This is a genomic window from Pseudomonas sp. App30 (genome assembly GCF_047947025.1).
Classification (GTDB): domain Bacteria; phylum Pseudomonadota; class Gammaproteobacteria; order Pseudomonadales; family Pseudomonadaceae; genus Aquipseudomonas.
Genome location: NZ_CP133165.1, coordinates 3,598,010 through 3,617,218, shown reverse-complemented (window position 1 = coordinate 3,617,218; position 19,209 = coordinate 3,598,010). Strand labels below are relative to the sequence as shown.

14 protein-coding genes are annotated in these 19,209 nt (G+C 64.4%); 6 read left to right on the top strand and 8 right to left on the bottom strand.

The annotated features are described in order from the left end of the window. Positions 1-17: 17 nt before the first annotated feature. The 3 genes from RAM80_RS16855 to uvrD form a co-directional block, all read right to left on the bottom strand. A complete protein-coding gene (locus tag RAM80_RS16855) occupies positions 18-425 on the bottom strand; it encodes an SMI1/KNR4 family protein (protein ID WP_416421626.1) in 408 nt (135 codons plus the stop codon). A 119-nt stretch (positions 426-544) separates the two neighbouring features. Further along, positions 545-1,393 carry a Tim44 domain-containing protein gene (locus RAM80_RS16850; RefSeq protein ID WP_416421625.1) on the bottom strand — a complete coding sequence of 283 codons (849 nt, stop codon included), beginning with the start codon at positions 1,391-1,393 and terminating at the stop codon, positions 545-547. 173 nt (positions 1,394-1,566) lie between these two features. Continuing rightward, positions 1,567-3,750 (bottom strand): DNA helicase II, encoded by a 2,184-nt coding sequence (gene uvrD, locus RAM80_RS16845; protein WP_416421624.1) that lies wholly within the window; start codon positions 3,748-3,750, stop codon positions 1,567-1,569. 161 nt (positions 3,751-3,911) lie between these two features. Between uvrD and RAM80_RS16840 the strand changes: the two genes are divergently transcribed. From RAM80_RS16840 to RAM80_RS16830, 3 genes are all read left to right on the top strand, one after another. Further along, positions 3,912-6,809 carry an EAL domain-containing protein gene (locus tag RAM80_RS16840; RefSeq protein ID WP_416421623.1) on the top strand — a complete coding sequence of 966 codons (2,898 nt, stop codon included), beginning with the start codon at positions 3,912-3,914 and terminating at the stop codon, positions 6,807-6,809. Between the two features lie 88 nt (positions 6,810-6,897). Then, positions 6,898-7,764 carry a transcriptional regulator HexR gene (gene hexR, locus RAM80_RS16835; protein ID WP_416421622.1) on the top strand — a complete coding sequence of 289 codons (867 nt, stop codon included), beginning with the start codon at positions 6,898-6,900 and terminating at the stop codon, positions 7,762-7,764. A gap of 240 nt (positions 7,765-8,004) precedes the next feature. Further along, a complete protein-coding gene (locus tag RAM80_RS16830) occupies positions 8,005-8,223 on the top strand; it encodes a PA3496 family putative envelope integrity protein (protein WP_416421621.1) in 219 nt (72 codons plus the stop codon). On the opposite strand, the gene RAM80_RS16825 is transcribed toward RAM80_RS16830, so the two are convergent. Further along, positions 8,165-9,127 carry a LysR family transcriptional regulator gene (locus RAM80_RS16825; protein ID WP_027980886.1) on the bottom strand — a complete coding sequence of 321 codons (963 nt, stop codon included), beginning with the start codon at positions 9,125-9,127 and terminating at the stop codon, positions 8,165-8,167. The genes RAM80_RS16830 and RAM80_RS16825 overlap by 59 nt on opposite strands. A gap of 186 nt (positions 9,128-9,313) precedes the next feature. Between RAM80_RS16825 and RAM80_RS16820 the strand changes: the two genes are divergently transcribed. Both RAM80_RS16820 and oadA read left to right on the top strand, forming a co-directional pair. Then, positions 9,314-10,729: an acetyl-CoA carboxylase biotin carboxylase subunit gene (locus tag RAM80_RS16820; protein WP_416421620.1), complete on the top strand. Its 1,416-nt coding sequence runs from the start codon at positions 9,314-9,316 to the stop codon at positions 10,727-10,729. 11 nt (positions 10,730-10,740) lie between these two features. Further along, positions 10,741-12,549 (top strand): sodium-extruding oxaloacetate decarboxylase subunit alpha, encoded by a 1,809-nt coding sequence (oadA, locus tag RAM80_RS16815; protein ID WP_416421619.1) that lies wholly within the window; start codon positions 10,741-10,743, stop codon positions 12,547-12,549. Positions 12,550-12,704: 155 nt separating this feature from the next. On the opposite strand, the gene RAM80_RS16810 is transcribed toward oadA, so the two are convergent. The 4 genes from RAM80_RS16810 to RAM80_RS16795 form a co-directional block, all read right to left on the bottom strand. Further along, positions 12,705-15,659 carry an autotransporter outer membrane beta-barrel domain-containing protein gene (locus tag RAM80_RS16810; RefSeq protein WP_416421618.1) on the bottom strand — a complete coding sequence of 985 codons (2,955 nt, stop codon included), beginning with the start codon at positions 15,657-15,659 and terminating at the stop codon, positions 12,705-12,707. A gap of 86 nt (positions 15,660-15,745) precedes the next feature. Then, entirely contained in the window at positions 15,746-16,420 is a 675-nt protein-coding gene (locus RAM80_RS16805) for a GNAT family N-acetyltransferase (RefSeq protein WP_416421617.1), read from the bottom strand. Positions 16,421-16,429: 9 nt separating this feature from the next. Further along, positions 16,430-16,876: a GNAT family N-acetyltransferase gene (locus RAM80_RS16800; protein WP_416421616.1), complete on the bottom strand. Its 447-nt coding sequence runs from the start codon at positions 16,874-16,876 to the stop codon at positions 16,430-16,432. A 9-nt stretch (positions 16,877-16,885) separates the two neighbouring features. Further along, the gene (locus tag RAM80_RS16795; RefSeq protein WP_416421615.1) at positions 16,886-17,512 is read right to left on the bottom strand and encodes an FMN-binding negative transcriptional regulator; all 627 of its coding nucleotides are present in this window, start codon (positions 17,510-17,512) and stop codon (positions 16,886-16,888) included. A 98-nt stretch (positions 17,513-17,610) separates the two neighbouring features. Between RAM80_RS16795 and RAM80_RS16790 the strand changes: the two genes are divergently transcribed. Further along, on the top strand, positions 17,611-19,146 hold the full coding sequence (locus tag RAM80_RS16790) for a PLP-dependent aminotransferase family protein (RefSeq protein ID WP_416427504.1): 1,536 nt from the start codon (positions 17,611-17,613) through the stop codon (positions 19,144-19,146). Positions 19,147-19,209 lie beyond the last annotated feature (63 nt).

The window sequence follows — 19,209 nt, the reverse complement described above, 5'->3', positions numbered from 1 at the left end:
CAGCGGCTACAAGGGGATCAGCTTTCCAGCCAGACGTCCCGCGCCCAGTGCCATACCGACTCCCAGCTTTCCTCGGTGACCAGCTCTTCTTCGCCGGACCACAGCACCACGGTGCCGTCTTCCTCGACGCAGTAGTAGTCATCACCGTCCTGGCAGATAGGGATCAGGTCGCGCGGCACGCCGGCGTCCCAGGCGTTGGCCGCCACTTCCGGCAGGTAAGTGTGGGACTGCGGGTCGGTGACGGTCACGGGCTCGAGGCTGCCGTAGACGACGTCGCTGACGGTCAACAGGAATTCCTTGAAGACGAACGGGATGTTGATGAACAGCTGCTCTTCAACCTCGACCAGTTGGTCCTCATCGGGCAACTCGAGTGGAACGGGTACCGGTTCATTGGCTTCCCGGAGTTGTTCGATCACTTCTTCCACGATGTATTTCCTCTCAACGAATTGCGCGGTGCGGTTTATACATTAGCTGGATATTTTCGCAATGTTAAAAATGAAAAACCCCGGCCTGGGCCGGGGTTCGGGCGTGCAATACCGGTGGATCAGCCGTTCTGGCGAATCCCGGCAATCAGCCAAGGCTGGTTGTCGCCCTGCGGACGTTCCATGTTCCAGCTTTCGCTGAACACTTCGCCCTGGTCAAAGCGCGAGGTCTTGGACACGCCGCTGAAGGTCAGGGTGGCGATGGTCTTGTCGGCGCGGTCGTCCACGCCATCGAGCTGCACCTGCAGGTTGTCGATGATGGTGGACTGGAAGCCGTCGCCCAGGCTGGCGCGTTCCTGACGCAGGAACTGCAGCATCTGCGGGGTGACGAACTCGGCGATCTTGTCCATCTCGTTGGCGTCCCAGTGCTGCTGCAGCGCTTCGAAGTGGCTGCGGGCGGCGTTCAGGAAGCTCTGCTCGTTGAACCAGGCCGGGGCGTGGATGACCGGGCGAACCGGCTGGCCACCCGAGCTGCCGAAGATCGGCTGGGCAGGCTGCTCGAAGGCTTCACGCTGGAACGGTGCGCCAGCCGGAGCCAGGTGCTCCTGCTGCTTGCGCCGACGGGCGGCGATGAAGCGGAAGATCACGAAGGCGATAACCGCCATGATCAGGATGTCGAAGATCTGCATGCCCTGGAAGCCGCCACCCATGAACATGGAGGCCAGCAGGCCACCGGCGGCGATGCCGGCCAGTGGGCCCAGCCATTTCGAAGCGCCACCGGCGGCAGGGGCTGCACGCCCGGCCATGCCGGCGGCGCCAGCACCGGCAGCGCCGGAGGAAGAAGGGGTGACCGACTGGTGCGTCGGCGCATTGCCGAACGACTTGCCGCCGCCAAAGCGCTTGGCGTGAGCGTCGATACTCATCGTCAGGCCGATGCACAGCGCCAGGGCGATGCTCAGAAAACGTTGCATAAGGGAATTCCCGTTGTGGATTGCACTGAGGCCATGTTGCACAGATGGGCAGGCCATGGCCAGTGACATAGTGTTTCGAGCTTTTACAGGGGGAAATGGAAGCCTGTGGGAGCTGGCTTGCCAGCGAGCTGTTTGGCCTCAACAACTCGCTGGCAAGCCAGCTCCCACAAAAATCACAGCGCTTCGAGCTTGGCGTAGCCGAGCATCAGCCACTTGCTGCCTTCGGCAAAGTTGACCTGCACCCGGGCCTGGGCGCCGGAGCCCTCGAAGTTGAGGATCACCCCTTCGCCGAACACCGAGTGTGCCACGCGCTGGCCCAGCGTGAATTCGGTCTGCGGAATGCTGGCGCCGCCGAACAGGCTGCTGGAGTTCTGCTTCTGGCCCGAGCCGAACGGGCGGCTGACGCTGTTGGACAGCCGCACTTCCTGGATCAGCCCGCCGGGAATTTCGCGCACGAAACGCGAGACCTTATTGTAGGTCTCGCTGCCGTACAGGCGGCGGGTCTCGGCGTAGGTCATCACCAGCTGCTGCATGGCGCGGGTGATGCCCACGTAGGCCAGGCGGCGTTCCTCTTCAAGGCGGCCGGGCTCTTCCAGGCTCATCTTGTGCGGGAACAGGCCTTCTTCCATGCCCACCAGGAACACGTGGGGGAACTCCAGGCCCTTGGCGCTGTGCAGGGTCATCAACTGCACGCTGTCTTCATGCTCGTCGGCCTGGGTGTCGCCGGCTTCCAGCGACGCGTGGCCAAGGAACGCCGCCAGGGGCGTCAGTTCTTCGTCCTCCGGGGCGGTCTCGAAGTTGCGCGCGGCGCTGACCAGTTCCTCAAGGTTTTCTACCCGTGCCTGGCCCTTTTCACCTTTTTCTTCCTGGTGATAGATGATCAGCCCCGACTGCTCGATGACGGTCTGGGTCATCAAGTGCAGGGGCATCTCCATGACCTTGGCGGCCAGATTCTCGATCAGCTCCATGAACGCGCCCAGGGCATTGCCGGCGCGGCCGGTCAGGCCCTTGTTGGCCACCAGCTGGCGCATGGATTCCCACATGGAAATCTCGGCATGACGGGCGTGGTCGCGGATCGCCTCGACGGTCTTCTCGCCGATGCCGCGCGGCGGCACGTTGATGATGCGTTCCAGCGCGGCGTCGTTGCCGCGGCCTTCCAGCACGCGCAGGTAGGCCATGGCGTTCTTGATCTCGGCACGCTCGAAGAAGCGCTGGCCGCCATAGATGCGGTACGGGATGCGTTCGCGCAGCAGGGCCTCTTCCAGCACCCGCGACTGGGCGTTGGAGCGGTACAGGATGGCGATGTCGCTGCGCGACATGCCGGTCTTGATCGCTGCTTCGATGGTTTCCACCACGTAGCGCGCTTCGTCGTGTTCGTTGAAGGCTGCGTACAGGCTCAGCGGTTCGCCGTCGCCGCCGTCGGTCCACAGCTCCTTGCCCAGGCGCCCGGTGTTGTTGGCGATCAGGGCGTTGGCAGCCTTGAGGATGCCGGCGGTGGAGCGGTAGTTCTGCTCCAGGCGGATGGTTTCCACATCGGGGAAGTCCGCGGAGTACTGGTGAATGTTCTCGATTTTCGCGCCACGCCAGCCATAGATGGACTGGTCGTCATCGCCCACCACCATCAGGCTGTCGCCGCCCTGCGCCAGCAGGCGCAGCCAGGCGTACTGCACGGCGTTGGTGTCCTGGAACTCGTCCACCAGCAGGTGGCGGAAGCGGCGCTGGTAATGCTGCAGCAGGCCGGGGTGGTCGCGCCACAGGTCCAGGGCGCGCAGCAGCAGCTCGGAGAAGTCGATCACGCCGGCACGGGCGCAGGCCGCTTCGTAAGCCTCGTAGATCGACTTCATGGTGCCCAGGAACAGGTCGCCGCTGGCCTGGATGTGTTGCGGGCGCAGTCCCTCGTCCTTCTGGCCGTTGATGAACCATTGCGCCTGGCGGGCAGGCCAACGCTGTTCGTCCAGGCCCAGCTCGCGGATCACCCGCTTGACCAGCCGCTGCTGGTCGTCGCTGTCGAGGATCTGGAAGTTCTGGTTCAGGTTCGCTTCCTGCCAGTGGGCCCGCAGCAGGCGGTGGGCCAGGCCGTGGAAGGTGCCTACCCACATGCCGGCCGGGTTGATGCCCATCAGCTGCTCGATGCGCTGGCGCATCTCGGCTGCGGCCTTGTTGGTGAAGGTCACCGACAGGATGGAGTGCGGGGACGCCTGTTCGACCTGGATCAACCAGGCGATACGGTGCACCAGCACTCGGGTTTTACCGGAACCAGCACCGGCCAGGACCAACTGACGGCCAACCGGGGCCGCTACGGCCTGCCGTTGGGCATCGTTGAGGGAATTCAGCAGAAGGGAGAGGTCATCGCGCATCCGGCCATTTTAGGGTGCTGGACAAGATTGGAGCAAACCCGGCGTTCGAGCGGTCGATAAATAACCTCTTTCATCTGTTTGCGCGGGGGCTGTGGCGGGGCGGCGGGCTTGTGTATGCTCGCTGCACGTTCAGGCTCCGCACATTAATAAGAATATTGCCTATGACACTCGCTTCAGGTCCTGCTTCCACGGAGGGGCAACGGGATATACGCCGCAAATACGCCGCGCAACTGGCGGTCGAGCGCACGCGCCTGCTGTACCAGGGCTCCTTGCTGCCCACCTTGCTGATGCTCGCCAACGGCCTGGTCTGCGCCTGGCTGCTGTGGGAGCCCCAGCACTATGTGCTGGTGAGCGTGTGGCTGGTGTGGCTGACCGCGCTGGTGGCCATGCGGGTCATCCAGGTGGCCGCCTTCGATTCGGCCATTCCCGACCGGCAGTCGCAGCCAGTGTGGCTGCGCATGTTCCTGTTCGGCTCGTTCGTCAGTGGCCTGACCCTGGCTGGCGCCGCCATCCTGCTGGTGCCCACCGACAGCTTCGTCCAGCAAGCCTGGGTGTTCGGGCTGCTGGGGGCGGCCACGCTGTCGGCCAGTGTGGCGTATGCCGTCAGCCTGCCGGCCTTCCTCAGCTTCGCCTTGCCCTGCCTGTTGCCGCCCATCGGCTGCCTGTTCCTGATTGGCAGCGGCGCGCAGCACGGTTGGGGCTGGCTGGGCCTGATCCTGCTGGGGGCGCTGGTGGTGGTGGCCTGGCAGGTCAACCGCCTGATCGAGCGCGGGCTGATTCGCCGCTTCCAGAACCAGGACCTGATCGAAAACCTGCAGCACGCCCAGGCCGCCAGCGCGCGGCTGAACCAGGAACTGGCCCGCGAGGTGGACCAGCGCCGGCGTGCCGAAGGCGAGCTGCGCGAAGCCCAGGCCGGGCTGGAAACCCGGGTGGCCCAGCGCAGCCACGAGCTGGACCTGGCCAACCAGGCGCTGAGCAAGAGCGAGGCGCGCCTGGCGCTGGCGCTGGAAGCCAGCGAGCTGGGCCTGTGGGACTGGGACCTGCAGTCCGACGAAGTGCACCATACCCACGTGCAGCAGCTGTTCGGCCTGGACCCGGAGTACGTCACCGCCATGCTCCGCCACCTCAAGCCGCGCCTGCACCCGGAGGATGTGCCAAACCTCAAGCGCACCCTGGTGGAACACATGAAGGGCCGCACCGAGGATTACCGCATTGAATACCGCGTGCGTCACAGCGACGGCCGCTGGCGTTGGATCGAAGACCGCGGGCGTGCGGTGGAGCGCGGGGAAACCGGCAAGGTCCTGCGCATGCTCGGCACCCGCCGTGACATCAGCGCCAGCAAGGCCCATGAAGACCAGCAGCGGTTGTCGGCGATGGTGTTCGAGGCGGCCAGCGAAGGCATCATCATTCTCGACAGCGACTATGCCGTGCTGTCGGTGAACGAGGCCTTTATCAAGGTCACCGGTTACTCGCGCGAAGAAGTGCTGGGGCGCAATGTGGTCGAGCTGCCGTGCAGCCGTGACGCGCGCCGGCATCATCGGCAGATCGACGAAGCCCTGCACCAGGCCGGCCAGTGGCAAGGCGAGCTGGTGGAAGCGCGCAAGAACGGCGAGCTGTACCCGCAGTGGCTGCAACTGAGCGTGGTGCGCGACCATCGCGGTAATATCAGCAATGTCATCGCCTTCTGCGCCGACCTGTCCGCCCGGCGCGAGTCCGAGGAGCGCATGCGCTTCCTCACCCATTACGACGAGCTGACCGGCCTTGCCAACCGCGCGCTGTTCCGCGAGCGCCTGCAGGAAGCCAACCAGCGCGTGCGCCAGGGCGGCCGCAGCCTGGCGCTGCTGCACATCAACCTGGACCGCTTCAAGCTGCTCAACGAGACCATGGGCCATGAGGCCGCTGACCAGTTGCTCAAGCAGATGGCGCGGCGCATCAGCAGTGCCCTGCCCGAGGCCGACACCATCGCGCGGCTGTCTGGCGACGAGTTCGCTGTGTTGTTCGACGCCTACGCCAACCTGTCCAGCCTGGCCCGGGTGACCAGCCGGCTGCTGGCCAAGTTGCGCGTGCCGCAGATGATCGAGAACCAGGAATTGGTCGTCAGCGCTTCCATCGGCATCAGCCTGCTGCCCGACAACGCGCGCGACGTCTCGGCGCTGGTGGGCCAGGCGATCATGGCCATGCAACACGCCAAGCACCTGGGCGGCAACAACTTCCAGTTCTACACCGAGAGCCTGCAGGCCAGCACCCTGGAGCGCCTGCAGCTGGAACAGCAACTGCGCAAGGCCATCGACGAGCAGCAGCTGGAGGTCTACTACCAGCCCAAGCTGTGCCTGGCCACCGGCCGCCTCAATGGCGCCGAAGCCTTGGTGCGCTGGCGCCACCCGGCCATGGGCATGATCCCGCCCGGGGACTTCATCGGCCTGGCCGAGGAGACCGGCCTGATCGTGCCCATCGGCGAATGGGTGCTGCGCCAGGCCTGCTGGCAGGCCTGCGAATGGCAGCGCCAGGGCCTGGCGCCCATTCGCGTGTCAGTGAACCTCTCCGTGCACCAGTTGCGCCAGGGCAAGCTGGTCAGCCTGGTGCGCCAGGTGCTCAGCGACACCGGGCTGGCACCGCAATTCCTCGAGTTGGAGCTGACCGAAAGCCAATTGCTGGACAGCGTCGAGCACATCATTGCCACCTTCCACCAGCTGCAGGCCCTGGGGATAAAACTAGCCATCGACGACTTCGGAACCGGCTACTCTTCCCTTAGCTACCTCAAGCGCTTCCCGGTGGATTACGTGAAGATCGACCAGGCGTTCATTCGCGGGTTGGCCGAAGGTAGTGAAGATGCGGCCATCACCCGCGCCATCATTGCCATGGCCCACAGCCTGCAACTGAAAGTGGTGGCTGAAGGTGTTGAAACGCACGAGCAACTTTCGTTTTTGAACGCTCATGGATGTGACGAAATCCAGGGTTACCTGATCAGCAAACCGGTGGAAGCCCAGGCTTTTGGCGGGTTGCTGGAGCAAGACCCGGATTATCGCGGGCAGCTTGGCCAGGTTCATTCGCGAACTTGACTATCGTTTAGCTGGGCGTGTCGCAGGTCATGTAGTATAACTACAAGAAAGCTACATCGGTCTTCCGATCCTGAACGAGTCTCCTCCATTGAACCTGTTGCAACACATCGCCCAGTCTCGCCACCTGTTACGCAAGTCGGAGCTCAAAGTCGCCGACCACGTGCTGCTCGACCCCGCGGCCGTGATGCACAGCTCCATGGCGGACCTTGCCCACAACGTTGGCATCAGCGAGCCGACCATCGTGCGCTTCTGCCGCGCGATCGGCTGCTCGGGCTTCCAGGACCTCAAGCTCAAGCTGGCGCAGAGCCTGGCCGCCGGCGCCAGTTTCGGCCAGTTCGCCATTCATGAAGACGACTCGGTAGCCGACTACAGCCTGAAGATCTTCGACACCACCCTGCACACCCTGATGGAGGTGCGCGAGCACCTCGACCCGCAGGCGCTGCAGCGCGCGGTGACCGCCATGGCCCAGGCCCAGCGCGTCGAGTTCTACGGCTTTGGCGCGTCCGGCGCAGTGGCGGCCGATGCCCAGCACAAGTTTTTCCGCCTGCTGCTGACCGCGGCGGCCTATTCCGACCCGCACATGCAGGCCATGTCGGCCGTGACCCTGAAGCCCGGTGACGTGGCCATCTGCATCTCGCAGTCGGGGCGCTCCAAGGACCTGCTGATTACTGCCAACCTGGTGCGCGAAAGCGGCGCCACGCTGATCACCCTGTGCCCCAGCCAGACGCCGTTGGCCGAGTTGTCCACGGTGAACCTGGCCATCGACGTGCACGAAGACACTGAGATCTACACCCCGCTGACCTCGCGCATCGCCCACCTGGTGGTGATCGACGTGCTGGCCATGGGCGTGGCCATGGCGCGCGGCCCGAGCCTGGTCAACCACCTCAAGAGCGTGAAGCGCAGCTTGCGCAGCCTGCGGCTGTCGCCCAAGTCGGTCAAAGCCCTCGACGACTGAAATATCCCGTATCCGCAGCTGTCTTGTGGGAGCTGGCTTGCCAGCGAGCTTTTATGGCCCCAACAGCTCGCTGGCAAGCCAGCTCCCACAGGATGTAGACCGGCTATTGCGCGGCGCCTTTGACGCGGCCTGGGGCCGCTGCTACGGGTGCGATTTAACCGAACCGTCATCCCCGCGCCCACAAATCGTAACCGCCCAAGCCCAGTCTGAAGTCCCCGCACTCGAACTGGGAGAGACGCAATGGCTCGTTACTTCGATGGCTCGCAGGACCAAGGCACCAACAAGACCAAGCGCCAGCAGGAAGACCAGCGCCGCATGGAATTCCGCCGCGCAATCGAAAGCTACTCCGAGCAGCGCCGCCTGCTGCAGGAAATCTCTGATTTTCCCGATCTTGAATCTATCAATTACTGGCAGGCAACGTCGGCAAACGTCCAGAAAAACGTTCAGCCAGGGCGGTGATCTGCGCCCGTTCCATGCGGATGAACGCCTGAAAGGCCAGTGCCACCGGCGATAGCCGCTTGGCCTTGGCCTGCACGATGCACCAACTGCGATAAAGCGGCAGTTCTTCGACCGGTAGTTCCTTGAGCACCCCCGTGGCCAACTCCATGTTCAACGCATGGCGGGTCAACAGGGCCAGGCCAAGCCCGGCGATGACGCTTTCGCGCTGGGCGTCGGCGTTGGCCACCTCGATGGTCTGGGTGAAGTGCACGCGCTTCTCCTTGAAATACTCCTCGCAGGCCTTGCGCGTGCCCGAGCCCTGCTCGCGCATCAGCAGCGTGTGCGGCTCCAGGTCCTGCAGGCGCAGGCGTTCCAGCTTGCACAGCGGGTGATCCGGCGGCGCCACGGCGACGATGGGGTTGTTGAGGAACGGCATGAATTCCAGCCCCATGTCCTGGGGCACCATCGACATGATGATCAGGTCGTCGCGGTTATCCGACAGGCGACGGATGGCCTGTGCACGGTTGCACACGGTCAGGCTAAGGTTGACCTCAGGGTGTTGGCGCTTGAACGCGGCGAACAGGTGCGGCACGAAGTACTTGGCGCTGGATTCCACCGCCAGTTTCAGCTGGCCTTGCAGCGAGCCCTGCATGTCCGACAGCTGCATGTCGAAGCTTTCCAGGCGCCCGAAGATGTCGCGGCTGGCGCGCTGCAGCGCTTCGGCTGCCTCGGTCAAATAGAGTTTTTTGCCCACATATTCGAACAATGGCTGGCCAACCAGCTCTTCCAGCTGACGAATTTGCAGGCTGACCGCGGGCTGGGTCAGCGACATTTCCTCTGCAGCGCGGCTGTAAGACCGTAGGTCGCAGACTTCGTTGAAGATCTGAAGTTGCCGTAATGTCATACGCATCAATGACTTACGCATGATGTAGTCCTCGTTGCCGCGCCATGGTCGCCTGACTATAAGGCTTCCTTTATGGCTGACCTAACAAATATTGATTTTTGTTAATTGTTACACGGCGCTACTGTGAAGGTGCGACTGGCCGAGCGGGCCGGGTCATGCGCCGACCGGTTTTGCCGGTCTGTTAGTCAACGGTCGAGGAACATCCAAGTGATAAAAAAGATCCTGATCGCCAACCGTGGTGAAATTGCCGTACGAATCGTGCGTGCCTGCGCCGAGATGGGCATTCGCTCCGTCGCGATCTATTCCGACGCCGATCGCCACGCCCTGCACGTGAAACGTGCCGACGAGGCCCACAGCATTGGCGCCGAGCCGCTGGCCGGTTACCTGAACCCGCGCAAGCTGGTGAACCTGGCGGTGGAAACCGGCTGCGATGCCCTGCACCCCGGTTACGGTTTCCTCTCGGAAAACGCCGAGCTGGCCGACATCTGCGCCGAACGCGGCGTCAAATTCATCGGCCCTTCGGCCGAAGTCATCCGCCGCATGGGTGACAAGACCGAAGCCCGCCGCAGCATGATCAAGGCCGGCGTGCCGGTCACCCCGGGCACCGAGGGCAACGTCGCCGACATCGAGGAAGCCCTGGCCGAAGGCGACCGCATCGGTTACCCGGTGATGCTCAAGGCCACTTCCGGTGGCGGCGGCCGTGGTATCCGCCGCTGCAACAGCCGCGAAGAGCTGGAGCAGAACTTCCCCCGCGTGATTTCCGAAGCCACCAAGGCCTTCGGCTCGGCGGAAGTGTTCCTGGAAAAATGCATCGTCAATCCCAAGCACATCGAGGCGCAGATCCTGGGTGACAGCTTCGGCAACGTGGTGCACCTGTTCGAGCGCGACTGCTCGATCCAGCGCCGCAACCAGAAGCTTATCGAGATCGCCCCCAGCCCGCAGCTCACCCCCGAGCAGCGCGCCTACATCGGCGACCTGGCCGTGCGCGCCGCCAAGGCCGTGGGCTACGAGAACGCCGGCACCGTGGAGTTCCTGCTCGCCGAGGGCGAGGTGTACTTCATGGAAATGAACACCCGGGTGCAGGTGGAACACACCATCACCGAGGAAATCACCGGCATCGACATCGTCCGCGAGCAGATTCGCGTGGCCTCCGGCCTGCCGTTGTCGGTGAAACAGGAAGACATTCACCACCGTGGCTTCGCGTTGCAGTTCCGCATCAACGCCGAGGACCCGAAGAACAACTTCCTGCCCAGCTTCGGCAAGATCACCCGCTACTACGCCCCCGGCGGCCCGGGCGTGCGCACCGACACGGCGATCTACACCGGCTACACCATCCCGCCGTTCTACGACTCGATGTGCCTGAAACTGGTGGTGTGGGCCCTGACCTGGGAAGAAGCCATGGACCGCGGCCTGCGGGCACTGGACGACATGCGTGTGCAGGGGGTGAAGACCACCGCCGCGTACTACCAGGAAATCCTTCGCAACCCCGAATTCCGTAGCGGCCAGTTCAACACCAGCTTCGTCGAAGCCCACCCTGAACTGACCAACTACTCGATCAAGCGCAAACCCGAAGAGCTGGCCCTGGCCATCGCCGCCGCCATCGCCGCCCACGCAGGCCTGTGAGGAACCCCATAATGTCCAAGAAAATCTTCGTTACCGACACAATCCTGCGCGACGCCCACCAGTCCCTGCTGGCGACCCGCATGCGCACTGAAGACATGCTGCCCATCTGCGACAAGCTCGACAAGGTCGGCTACTGGTCGCTGGAAGTCTGGGGCGGCGCCACCTTCGATGCCTGCGTGCGCTTCCTCAAGGAAGACCCGTGGGAGCGCCTGCGCAAGCTGCGCGCCGCCTTGCCCAACACCCGCCTGCAAATGCTCCTGCGCGGCCAGAACCTGCTGGGCTACCGCCACTACAGCGACGACGTGGTGCGGGCGTTCGTGGCCAAGGCCGCGGTCAACGGCATCGACGTGTTCCGCATCTTCGACGCCATGAACGACGTGCGTAACCTGCGCGTGGCCATCGAGGCCGTGAAGGCTGCGGGCAAGCACGCCCAGGGCACTATCGCCTACACCACCAGCCCGGTGCACACCATCGACGCGTTCGTGGCCCAGGCCAAGAAGATGGAAGCCATGGGCTGCGACTCCATCGCCATCAAGGACATGGCCGGCCTGCTGACCCCATACGCCACCGGCGAACTGGTGCGCGCGCTGAAGGCCGAGCAGTCGCTGCCGGTGTTCATCCACTCCCACGACACCGCCGGCCTGGCTGCCATGTGCCAGCTGAAAGCAGTGGAAAACGGCGCCGACCATATCGACACCGCCATCTCCAGCTTCGCCTGGGGCACCAGCCACCCTGGCACCGAGTCCATGGTTGCGGCGCTGAAAGGCAGCGAGTTCGACACCGGCCTGAGCCTGGAACTGCTGCAGGAAATCGGCCTGTACTTCTACGCCGTGCGTAAGAAATATCACCAGTTTGAAAGCGAATTCACCGCCGTCGATACCCGGGTGCAGGTCAACCAGGTGCCGGGCGGGATGATTTCCAACCTGGCCAACCAGCTCAAGGAGCAGGGCGCCCTCAACCGCATGAACGAAGTGCTGGCCGAGATCCCGCGCGTTCGCGAAGACCTGGGCTTCCCGCCGCTGGTGACCCCGACCTCGCAAATCGTTGGCACCCAGGCGTTCTTCAACGTGCTGGCCGGCGAGCGCTACAAGACCATCACCAACGAGGTGAAGCTGTACCTGCAGGGCGGCTACGGCCAGGCCCCTGGCCAGGTCAACGAGCAGCTGCGCCGCCAGGCCATCGGCAGCGAAGAAGTGATCGACGTGCGCCCGGCCGACCTGCTCAAGCCCGAGATGGTGCGCCTGCGCGGCGAAATCGGCACCCTGGCGACCTCTGAAGAAGACGTGCTCACTTACGCCATGTTCCCGGACATTGGCCGCAAGTTCCTCGAGGAACGCGCTGCCGGCAAGCTCACTCCTGAAGTGTTGCTGCCGATTCCAGAGCCGGGCAAGGCGCCTTCGGCGAGTGGCGAAGGCGTGCCTACCGAGTTCGTCATCGACGTGCACGGCGAAACCTACCGGGTGGACATCACCGGCGTGGGCGTGAAGGCCGAAGGCAAGCGCCACTTCTACCTGTCCATCGACGGCATGCCGGAAGAAGTGGTGTTCGAACCGCTCAACGAATTCGTCGGCGGCGGCATTGGCAAGCGCAAGCAGGCCAGCGAGCCGGGCCACGTCAGCACCACCATGCCGGGCAACATCGTCGATGTGCTGGTCAAGGAAGGCGACACCGTCAAGGCCGGCCAGGCGTTGCTGATCACTGAAGCGATGAAGATGGAGACCGAAGTGCAGGCGCCTATCGCCGGCAAGGTGACCGCCATCCACATCGCCAAGGGCGACCGGGTGAACCCGGGCGAGATTCTGATCGAGATCGTGGGTTGATCAACGTTTAACCTCTGGGAGGCCTCGGCCTCCCTTTTTTATTCTGCTGCACGCAACCCTGTAGCCGCTGCCGCAGGCTGCGCTGGCCCTATGCCTCGCTGGAGATACGCAGCGTACGCCAGGACCAGCGCAGCCTGACGGCAGCGCCTACAGGTTCAGAATTTCAGTTGCCATTGGCCTATGACGGCGTGATTGCGGCTGTTGCTGCCATATTCCCCGCTGTATGCCACGCCCAACGTCTGCCGCGCGGTAATGCCCACGTCCAGCCCGGCCTCGGCCAGCAGGCTGTCGCGGTCCAGCGCCGTGCCCTGCACGCTGAAGCCGGTGCCGCCGGACAGGAAGGCCTGGCGCGTCTCGCTGTCCACATCCCCATAGGTATGGCGCCAGCCCAGGCTGGCCCGCGGGGTAATGCTCATGCCGTTGGCCAGGGTACCCAGGTGCGCCACGCGTACGCCGAAGGTGCTGCTGACGTTGTCCTGGGTCTGGGCGCTGACATCCAGCGCCGCGGCGCCGCCTTTCTCCTGATAGGCGTCGCGGTGGTAGCGCTGGTAGCCCAGGGTGGCGAAGGGTTCGGCACTCAGGCGGCCGCTGCCCAGGCTGTAGCCCAATTCGGCGAAGGCCTGCTGGCTGTCGGCGTTGTAGTCGCCCTTGGGGCTGTCGGTAAAGCCATCGAACGCCACGCTGCGGCGGCTGCGGCCATCGTGGTGGCTGTAGGCGGCGCCCAGGCGCAGCGCCAGCGGCCCGTCCTGGCGCAGGGCGTAGGCACCCAGGTGCCAGCTGTCCACCGAACCCTCGACGCCGCTGGTGTCCAGGTCAGTCTTCGAGTAGCCGCCCAGCACACCCAGGCGCCAGGCCGGGGTGGCAGCCCAGTCGGCGCCGATCACGCTGCCCTTGGTGCGCTGGGTGAGGGCGCTGGCGCCGTCCTTGCCGTCCAGCTTGCCGTAGCTGCCCAACCCTTGCAGCCACAGGCGGCCCTGGGCGTTGGGGTCGTTGAGGTTGCGGGCGCTGTCCGGTACGCCGTTGGCGGCCAGGGCCGGCGTGTCCTGGTCGTTCTGGCCCACCAGCAGGCCGGCGGTGCCGCCCATCTGCTGCATGGCCGCGAGCATGGTGCTGCCCACCTGGGCGCTGCCGCTCAGGGTGGCTGCGGCCAGGCTGGCGTTGCTGCCGCCCGCCAGTTGCTCGATGGCGGCGGAGGCCGTACGGGTAGAGGTGTTGAGCAGTGCGTTGTACAGCGTGCTGTTCTGGTCCAGCCCACCCAGGCTGCGTGCGGCGCTGGCGCCGTTGCCCGTGGTGGCGTAATCGCTGAAGGCGATGTCATTGCGGTTGTAGTCCAGCCCGACCTGGGTGGCGGTATAGCTCAGGGTTGGGGTCAGGAACGCGTAGTCACTGGTGACCTTGGCGAAGGTGCCTTCGATGGTGCCGGCCTCAAGCACCGTGTAGTGGCTTTTCCAGGGGTAGTCGCCAGTGCTGGGCACCACTTCAAGCGTGGCGCCGGTGAGCGTGGCGGTGCCGCCCACCTGTACGGGGGCGCTGCTGCCGTCGGCGTTCACACCATAGGCCAGGGTAGCGCCGCTGCCGAAGGCCAGGTTGCCGGTGACATTGGCGGTGCCCAAGGCGGTGCTGGTCAGCAGGGTGCCGTTCACCAGCAGGTTGCCGACGCTGCCGCCGCCGGCATAGGTGCCGCCGTTGTCCACGGTCAGGGTGCCGGCGATGCTGCCCTGGTTGATCAGCGTGGCGCCTGTGGATATCTCGCCGCCGTCGCTGAAATCGCCGGTGCCGGTCAGGGTCCAGGTGCCCTGGTTCACCTGCAGCCATTCGAAATTGCGGCTGGCGCCGAAGCTGCCGCCGCTGGCATCGTCCATCACCAGCCGGTCGTAGCCGCTGCCACCGTCCACCAGGCCCTCGAAGCGGCTGCCGCTGAGCAGGGTGAGGGTGTCATTGCCGCCGCCAAGGTCCAGGGCCAGGCCGTTGCTGCCGCTGATCAGGCCGGCGTTGGTGACCTTGTCGTCGAATTCGCCCACCAACTGGATGCCGAAGCCGTCCAGGCCCTGGATGGTGCCCTGGTTGATCAGGGTCAGGGCCCCCACGCCGGATCCACCGCTGCCGTCATCCACCAGAATGCCGTTATTGGCGCCGCTGATCAGCGCGCCGCTGGCGTTGTAGATATAGCCGCCACCCATGGCAATGCCCTCGCTGCCGTTAGCGAAGCCATTCTTATCCACACCCCCGGCCCCCGTGCCCTGGATGGTGCCGTGGTTTTCCACATGGCCAATGCCATCGATATCCACACCGTCGCCATCGCCGTTGGCTTTCAGGCCCGCGTACGCACCGGTGATGGTGCCAAAGTTATACACAGTGCCGTCGCCGTCCGAGCCGAAGCCTGAACCATTACGGCCCGTGAGTTCGCCGTGGTTGTAGAGCGTGGCCCCCAGGTCAGTGGTAATGCCATGTCGGCCACCGCTGATAGTGCCGTAGTTATACACAGTCACGCCGGTGGCCGAATCGACGTCCACACCATCGTATTTCTGCGCATCAGTGAGCGAATCGCCTGTGGATATCTCTCCGTAGTTGATGATCGTCGCATTGCCGCCGGTCTTCATGCCGTCGCTGGCGTCACCGCGAATCAGGCCGCCTTCGCGGTTGATGATGGTCGTGGTGGTACCGGCGCTGCGCAGGCTGTCCAGGTCTATCCCCTGGCCGGTGCTGGAGCGGATAGTGCCGCTGTTATCGATCAATACGCTGCCTGTGGGAAAGTTGCTGTTGATGCGCAGTGCGTCGTCGTAGCCCTGGATCAAGCCGCCGGCGCGGTTGATGAAGCTGTAGATGCGCCCCGCAGTCTCGCTGCCGCTGCTGTCGATGGCGCGGCCACCTGTGGATATGATACTGCCGGCGTTATCCACAACCACGCCAGCGCCCGTGGTGGGATCCTTGAGGCTCAGCGCCTTGCCGCTGGTGGTGATGCTGCCGGTACTGGTCACGGTCAGGGTCTTTTCCCCGGTCAGCGTCTGCGAATCAGTGGTGGGCGTGCTGATGACCGTGGCGTTGGCTTGAGTTATCCCCAGGCTGAGGATGGACAGGGCGCAGGCTAGGCGGGACGGGGACGGAAGCATGACGGACGGCCTTTTTGTAATTGGGAGGCCGTCCTATATAGCGATGTGTGTTTACAGCTATATTTAACCGTACAAATTGAAATAATTTAACGGCGGGCCGTTCGCAGTTCGCTCAAGCTTTTGAGCTGGCCATTGGCACCCTGGTTGGCATCCGCCAGCCAGGCATCGAACGCCGCATGCACCGCCGGCCACTGGCCGTCGGTAATCGAATACCAGGCGGTGTCGCGGTTGCAGCCCTTGACGATCATGTGCTGCCAGAACACCCCTTCGAAGGTGAAGCCCAGGCGCTCGGCGGCCTGCTTGGAGCGGGCATTGGCATTGTTGCACTTCCACTCCAGGCGGCGGTTGCCGAGGGCGAACGCCAGCTTTGCCAGCAGGTACACGGCCTCGGTGCTTTTCGGTGTGCGCTGCATGGGGGCGCCGAAGGCCACGTGGCCGATCTCGATACGGCCATGCTCCGGCACGATGGACATCAGGCTGAGGATGCCCTCGGCCTTGCCGGTGGTGCTGTCGATAACCGTGTAGAACAACGGATCGCTGCTGGCCGCCTGGCCCTTGAGCCAGGCATCGAACAGCCCGCGCTCGGTGAAGGGGCCGTAGGGCAGGTAGTCCCAGAGTTTCGGGTCGGGGCCCTGCAGCGCAGCCCACAGCTGGTCGCCGTGGTGGCCGACGTCGAGTTTTTCCAGGCGCACGAAGCGACCTTGCAAGGTGGAGCCACTGGGTTCGACGGCGGGTTGCCAGTCGACAACGGGGTTGGACATGGTCAATTCCTACAGTGCTTTGCGAAATTGTATGAAGCCGGGGCGTTCGGCGATGCGTTCGTACAGCTGGATGGCGGTGGCGTTGGTCTCGTGGGTCAGCCAGTGGACCTTGACGCAGCCTGCGGCGGCCGCGGTGCCGTACACATGCTCGATCAGCTTGCGCCCAACGCCCAGCCCGCGCGCGTGTTCACTGACGAACAGGTCCTGCAGATAGCAGGAGTTCTCGATCGACCAGTTGGAACGATGGTAGATGAAGTTGACCATGCCGATGGCGCGCCCGTCCTTCCACGCCAGCGCGGCGTTGGTGGTTTCGGTGGGGTCCAGCAGACGTTGCCAGGTGCTGTCGGTGACCTGCTGCGCCAGCTCGGTTGCATAGAAACGCAGGTAGCCTTGCCACAGGGGCAACCAGTGTTCCTTGTCAGCTACGGTGACCGGGCGAATTTCAACGGATGACATGGTGGCTCCTTATTCACTCATGAGCTGGGCAACGGCGTTGTCCAGGGGATCGATGCTGGCCGCGAGGCCCTGGCGCACGCCGGCGATGTCCTCGGCGCTGCGGTTCTGGCTGAGCTTGCGCTTGCCTTCCAGGCGGCTGATGGGCAGCTCGAAGCCGACGATGGCCTTGAGCATGCTTTGCAAGTAGTCGGCGGGGGCGTCATTCACGGCCCAGGGCTTGGCCTGGCCCGCCTCGTGGCGGTCAGTGAGCTGGCTGACCAGCGCCCTTAGGCGCTCGGCGTCGCTGAACACCTCGGCCGTGCCAGTGGCATGCACCGCCAGGAAATTCCAGGTCGGTACCGCTTTGCCGTGCTCGGCCTTGCTGGGGTAGAAGTTCGGGCTGACATAGGCGTCGGCACCGCTGAATATCACCAGCGCTTCGCTGCCATTGGCCAGGTCCTGCCATTGCGGGTTGGCCCGGGCCAGGTGGCCGCGCAGGGTGCCGAAAGGGCCGGCGGCACGGTCCAGCAGCAACGGCACGTGGCTGGCCTGCAGGCCGCTGTCGCCGTGGGTGACAACAATCGCCAGGCGGCAGTCTTGCATCTGCTGCTGCAGACGTTCGATGTCCTGGTCGTGGAAAGCGGCGGGTAGATACATGGCTCGAAAATCCTCGGCGTGTGTGCCTATCCTAGGCAGTGGATTGGACCTTTGTAAGATCCATTACCTGTCATTTTCATAGGACCATTAGCGTGCCAATCACCTCGCCAGCGTTGCCCTTCGACCCGGCCGGCATCCATCTGGACGCGGCCCGTGGCCTCAGCCGCGGGCTGTACCAGGCCCTGCGCGAACGGGTGCTGGATGGCCGCCTGGCCAGCGGCACGCGCATGCCTGCTACCCGCGACCTGGCCAACGCCCTGGGGGTGTCGCGCAACACCGTGGTGCGTGCCTACGACCAGTTGTACGCCGAAGGCTACCTGGAGGGCAGGGTAGGGGACGGCACCTACGTGGCGGTGTTGGAGCATCCGCCAGAAAAACTATCCACAAAACTGTCCACAGGGTTATACCGGGGTATATCCACAGGGTTATCCACAAATTCGCCTGAAAATACTGGCTTTTCATCCAGTAAAGTTATCCACAGTGAGGCCTTAAAGCTGTTGGATGAACACCACTTGTCGCCCCTGCGCAGCGGGCCGCCACGGGCGTTTCGGGTAGGCGTACCAGCGTTCGACCTGTTCCCGTTTGCCACGTGGGCCAAGCTTTACGCGGCTTTCTGGCGTGCACCCGACCCCGAGTTGCTGGGCTACGGTGATCCGGCCGGTGACCTCACGCTGCGCGGGCTGATAGCCGCCTACCTGCGCAGTTCTCGCGGCCTGAACTGCGGCGCTGAACAAATTCTGATCACCACCGGTGCGCAGGAGGCCATAGCACTTTGTGCACAGTTGCTGGTGGACGCTGGCGACACCGTTGCCATCGAAAATCCAGGCTACCGGGCCGCCGGGCATGCCTTCGCCAATGCCGGTGCCAGGCTGGCCGGCGTGGCGGTGGATCAGGAGGGCCTGGTGTGCTCGGCACTGGATGGCATCGAGGGTTGCCGCATGGCCTATGTCACCCCCGCGCACCAATATCCCACGGGAGTAACCCTCAGCCTGGCGCGGCGCCTGGCCCTGCTGGAGTGGGCCGAACGCACCCAGGGCTGGATCGTCGAGGACGACTACGACGGCGAGTACCGCTACAGCGGCGCCCCCCTGGCGCCCTTGGCAGCGCTGGACCGCAGTGGCCGCGTGCTCTACGTGGGCACCTTTGGCAAAGTCGCCTTCCCGGCGCTGCGCTTGGGTTACCTGGTGGTGCCGCCAGCGCTGGTGAATGCGTTCTCGCGCAAGCGCGGGGTAACGCTGCGGCACTCGGAAATCGGCACCCAGCGGGTCATGGCCCGCTTCATCGCCGACGGCCACTTCCAGCGCCACATCCGCCGCATGCGCCGTGCCGCGCTGGCGCGCAGGGACGCATTGCTGAACAACTGGCCTGTGGATATCCCCGGAATCGGCCCGCTGCCGAGCGTCTCCGCTGGCCTGCACCTGACCATTCCGGTGGATACGCTGGCGCGGGAGCAGGAGTTGGTGGCGCAAGCGGAAGCGGTGGGGGTGGAGGTGAACGCCCTGAGCCATTACTGGCTGGAAGATTCGAACGGGCCGGTGGATAACCGGGCGGGGCTGGTGCTGGGGTTTGCGGCGGTGGATGAGGCGGCCACCGTGACCGCCCTATCCCGTTTACGCCAAGCCTGGGCCCCGTAGCAGCGGCCCTGGGCCGCGTCCCAGGCGCCGCGGTATTGGCAGTTATTGCGCGTCAAGGCCGGA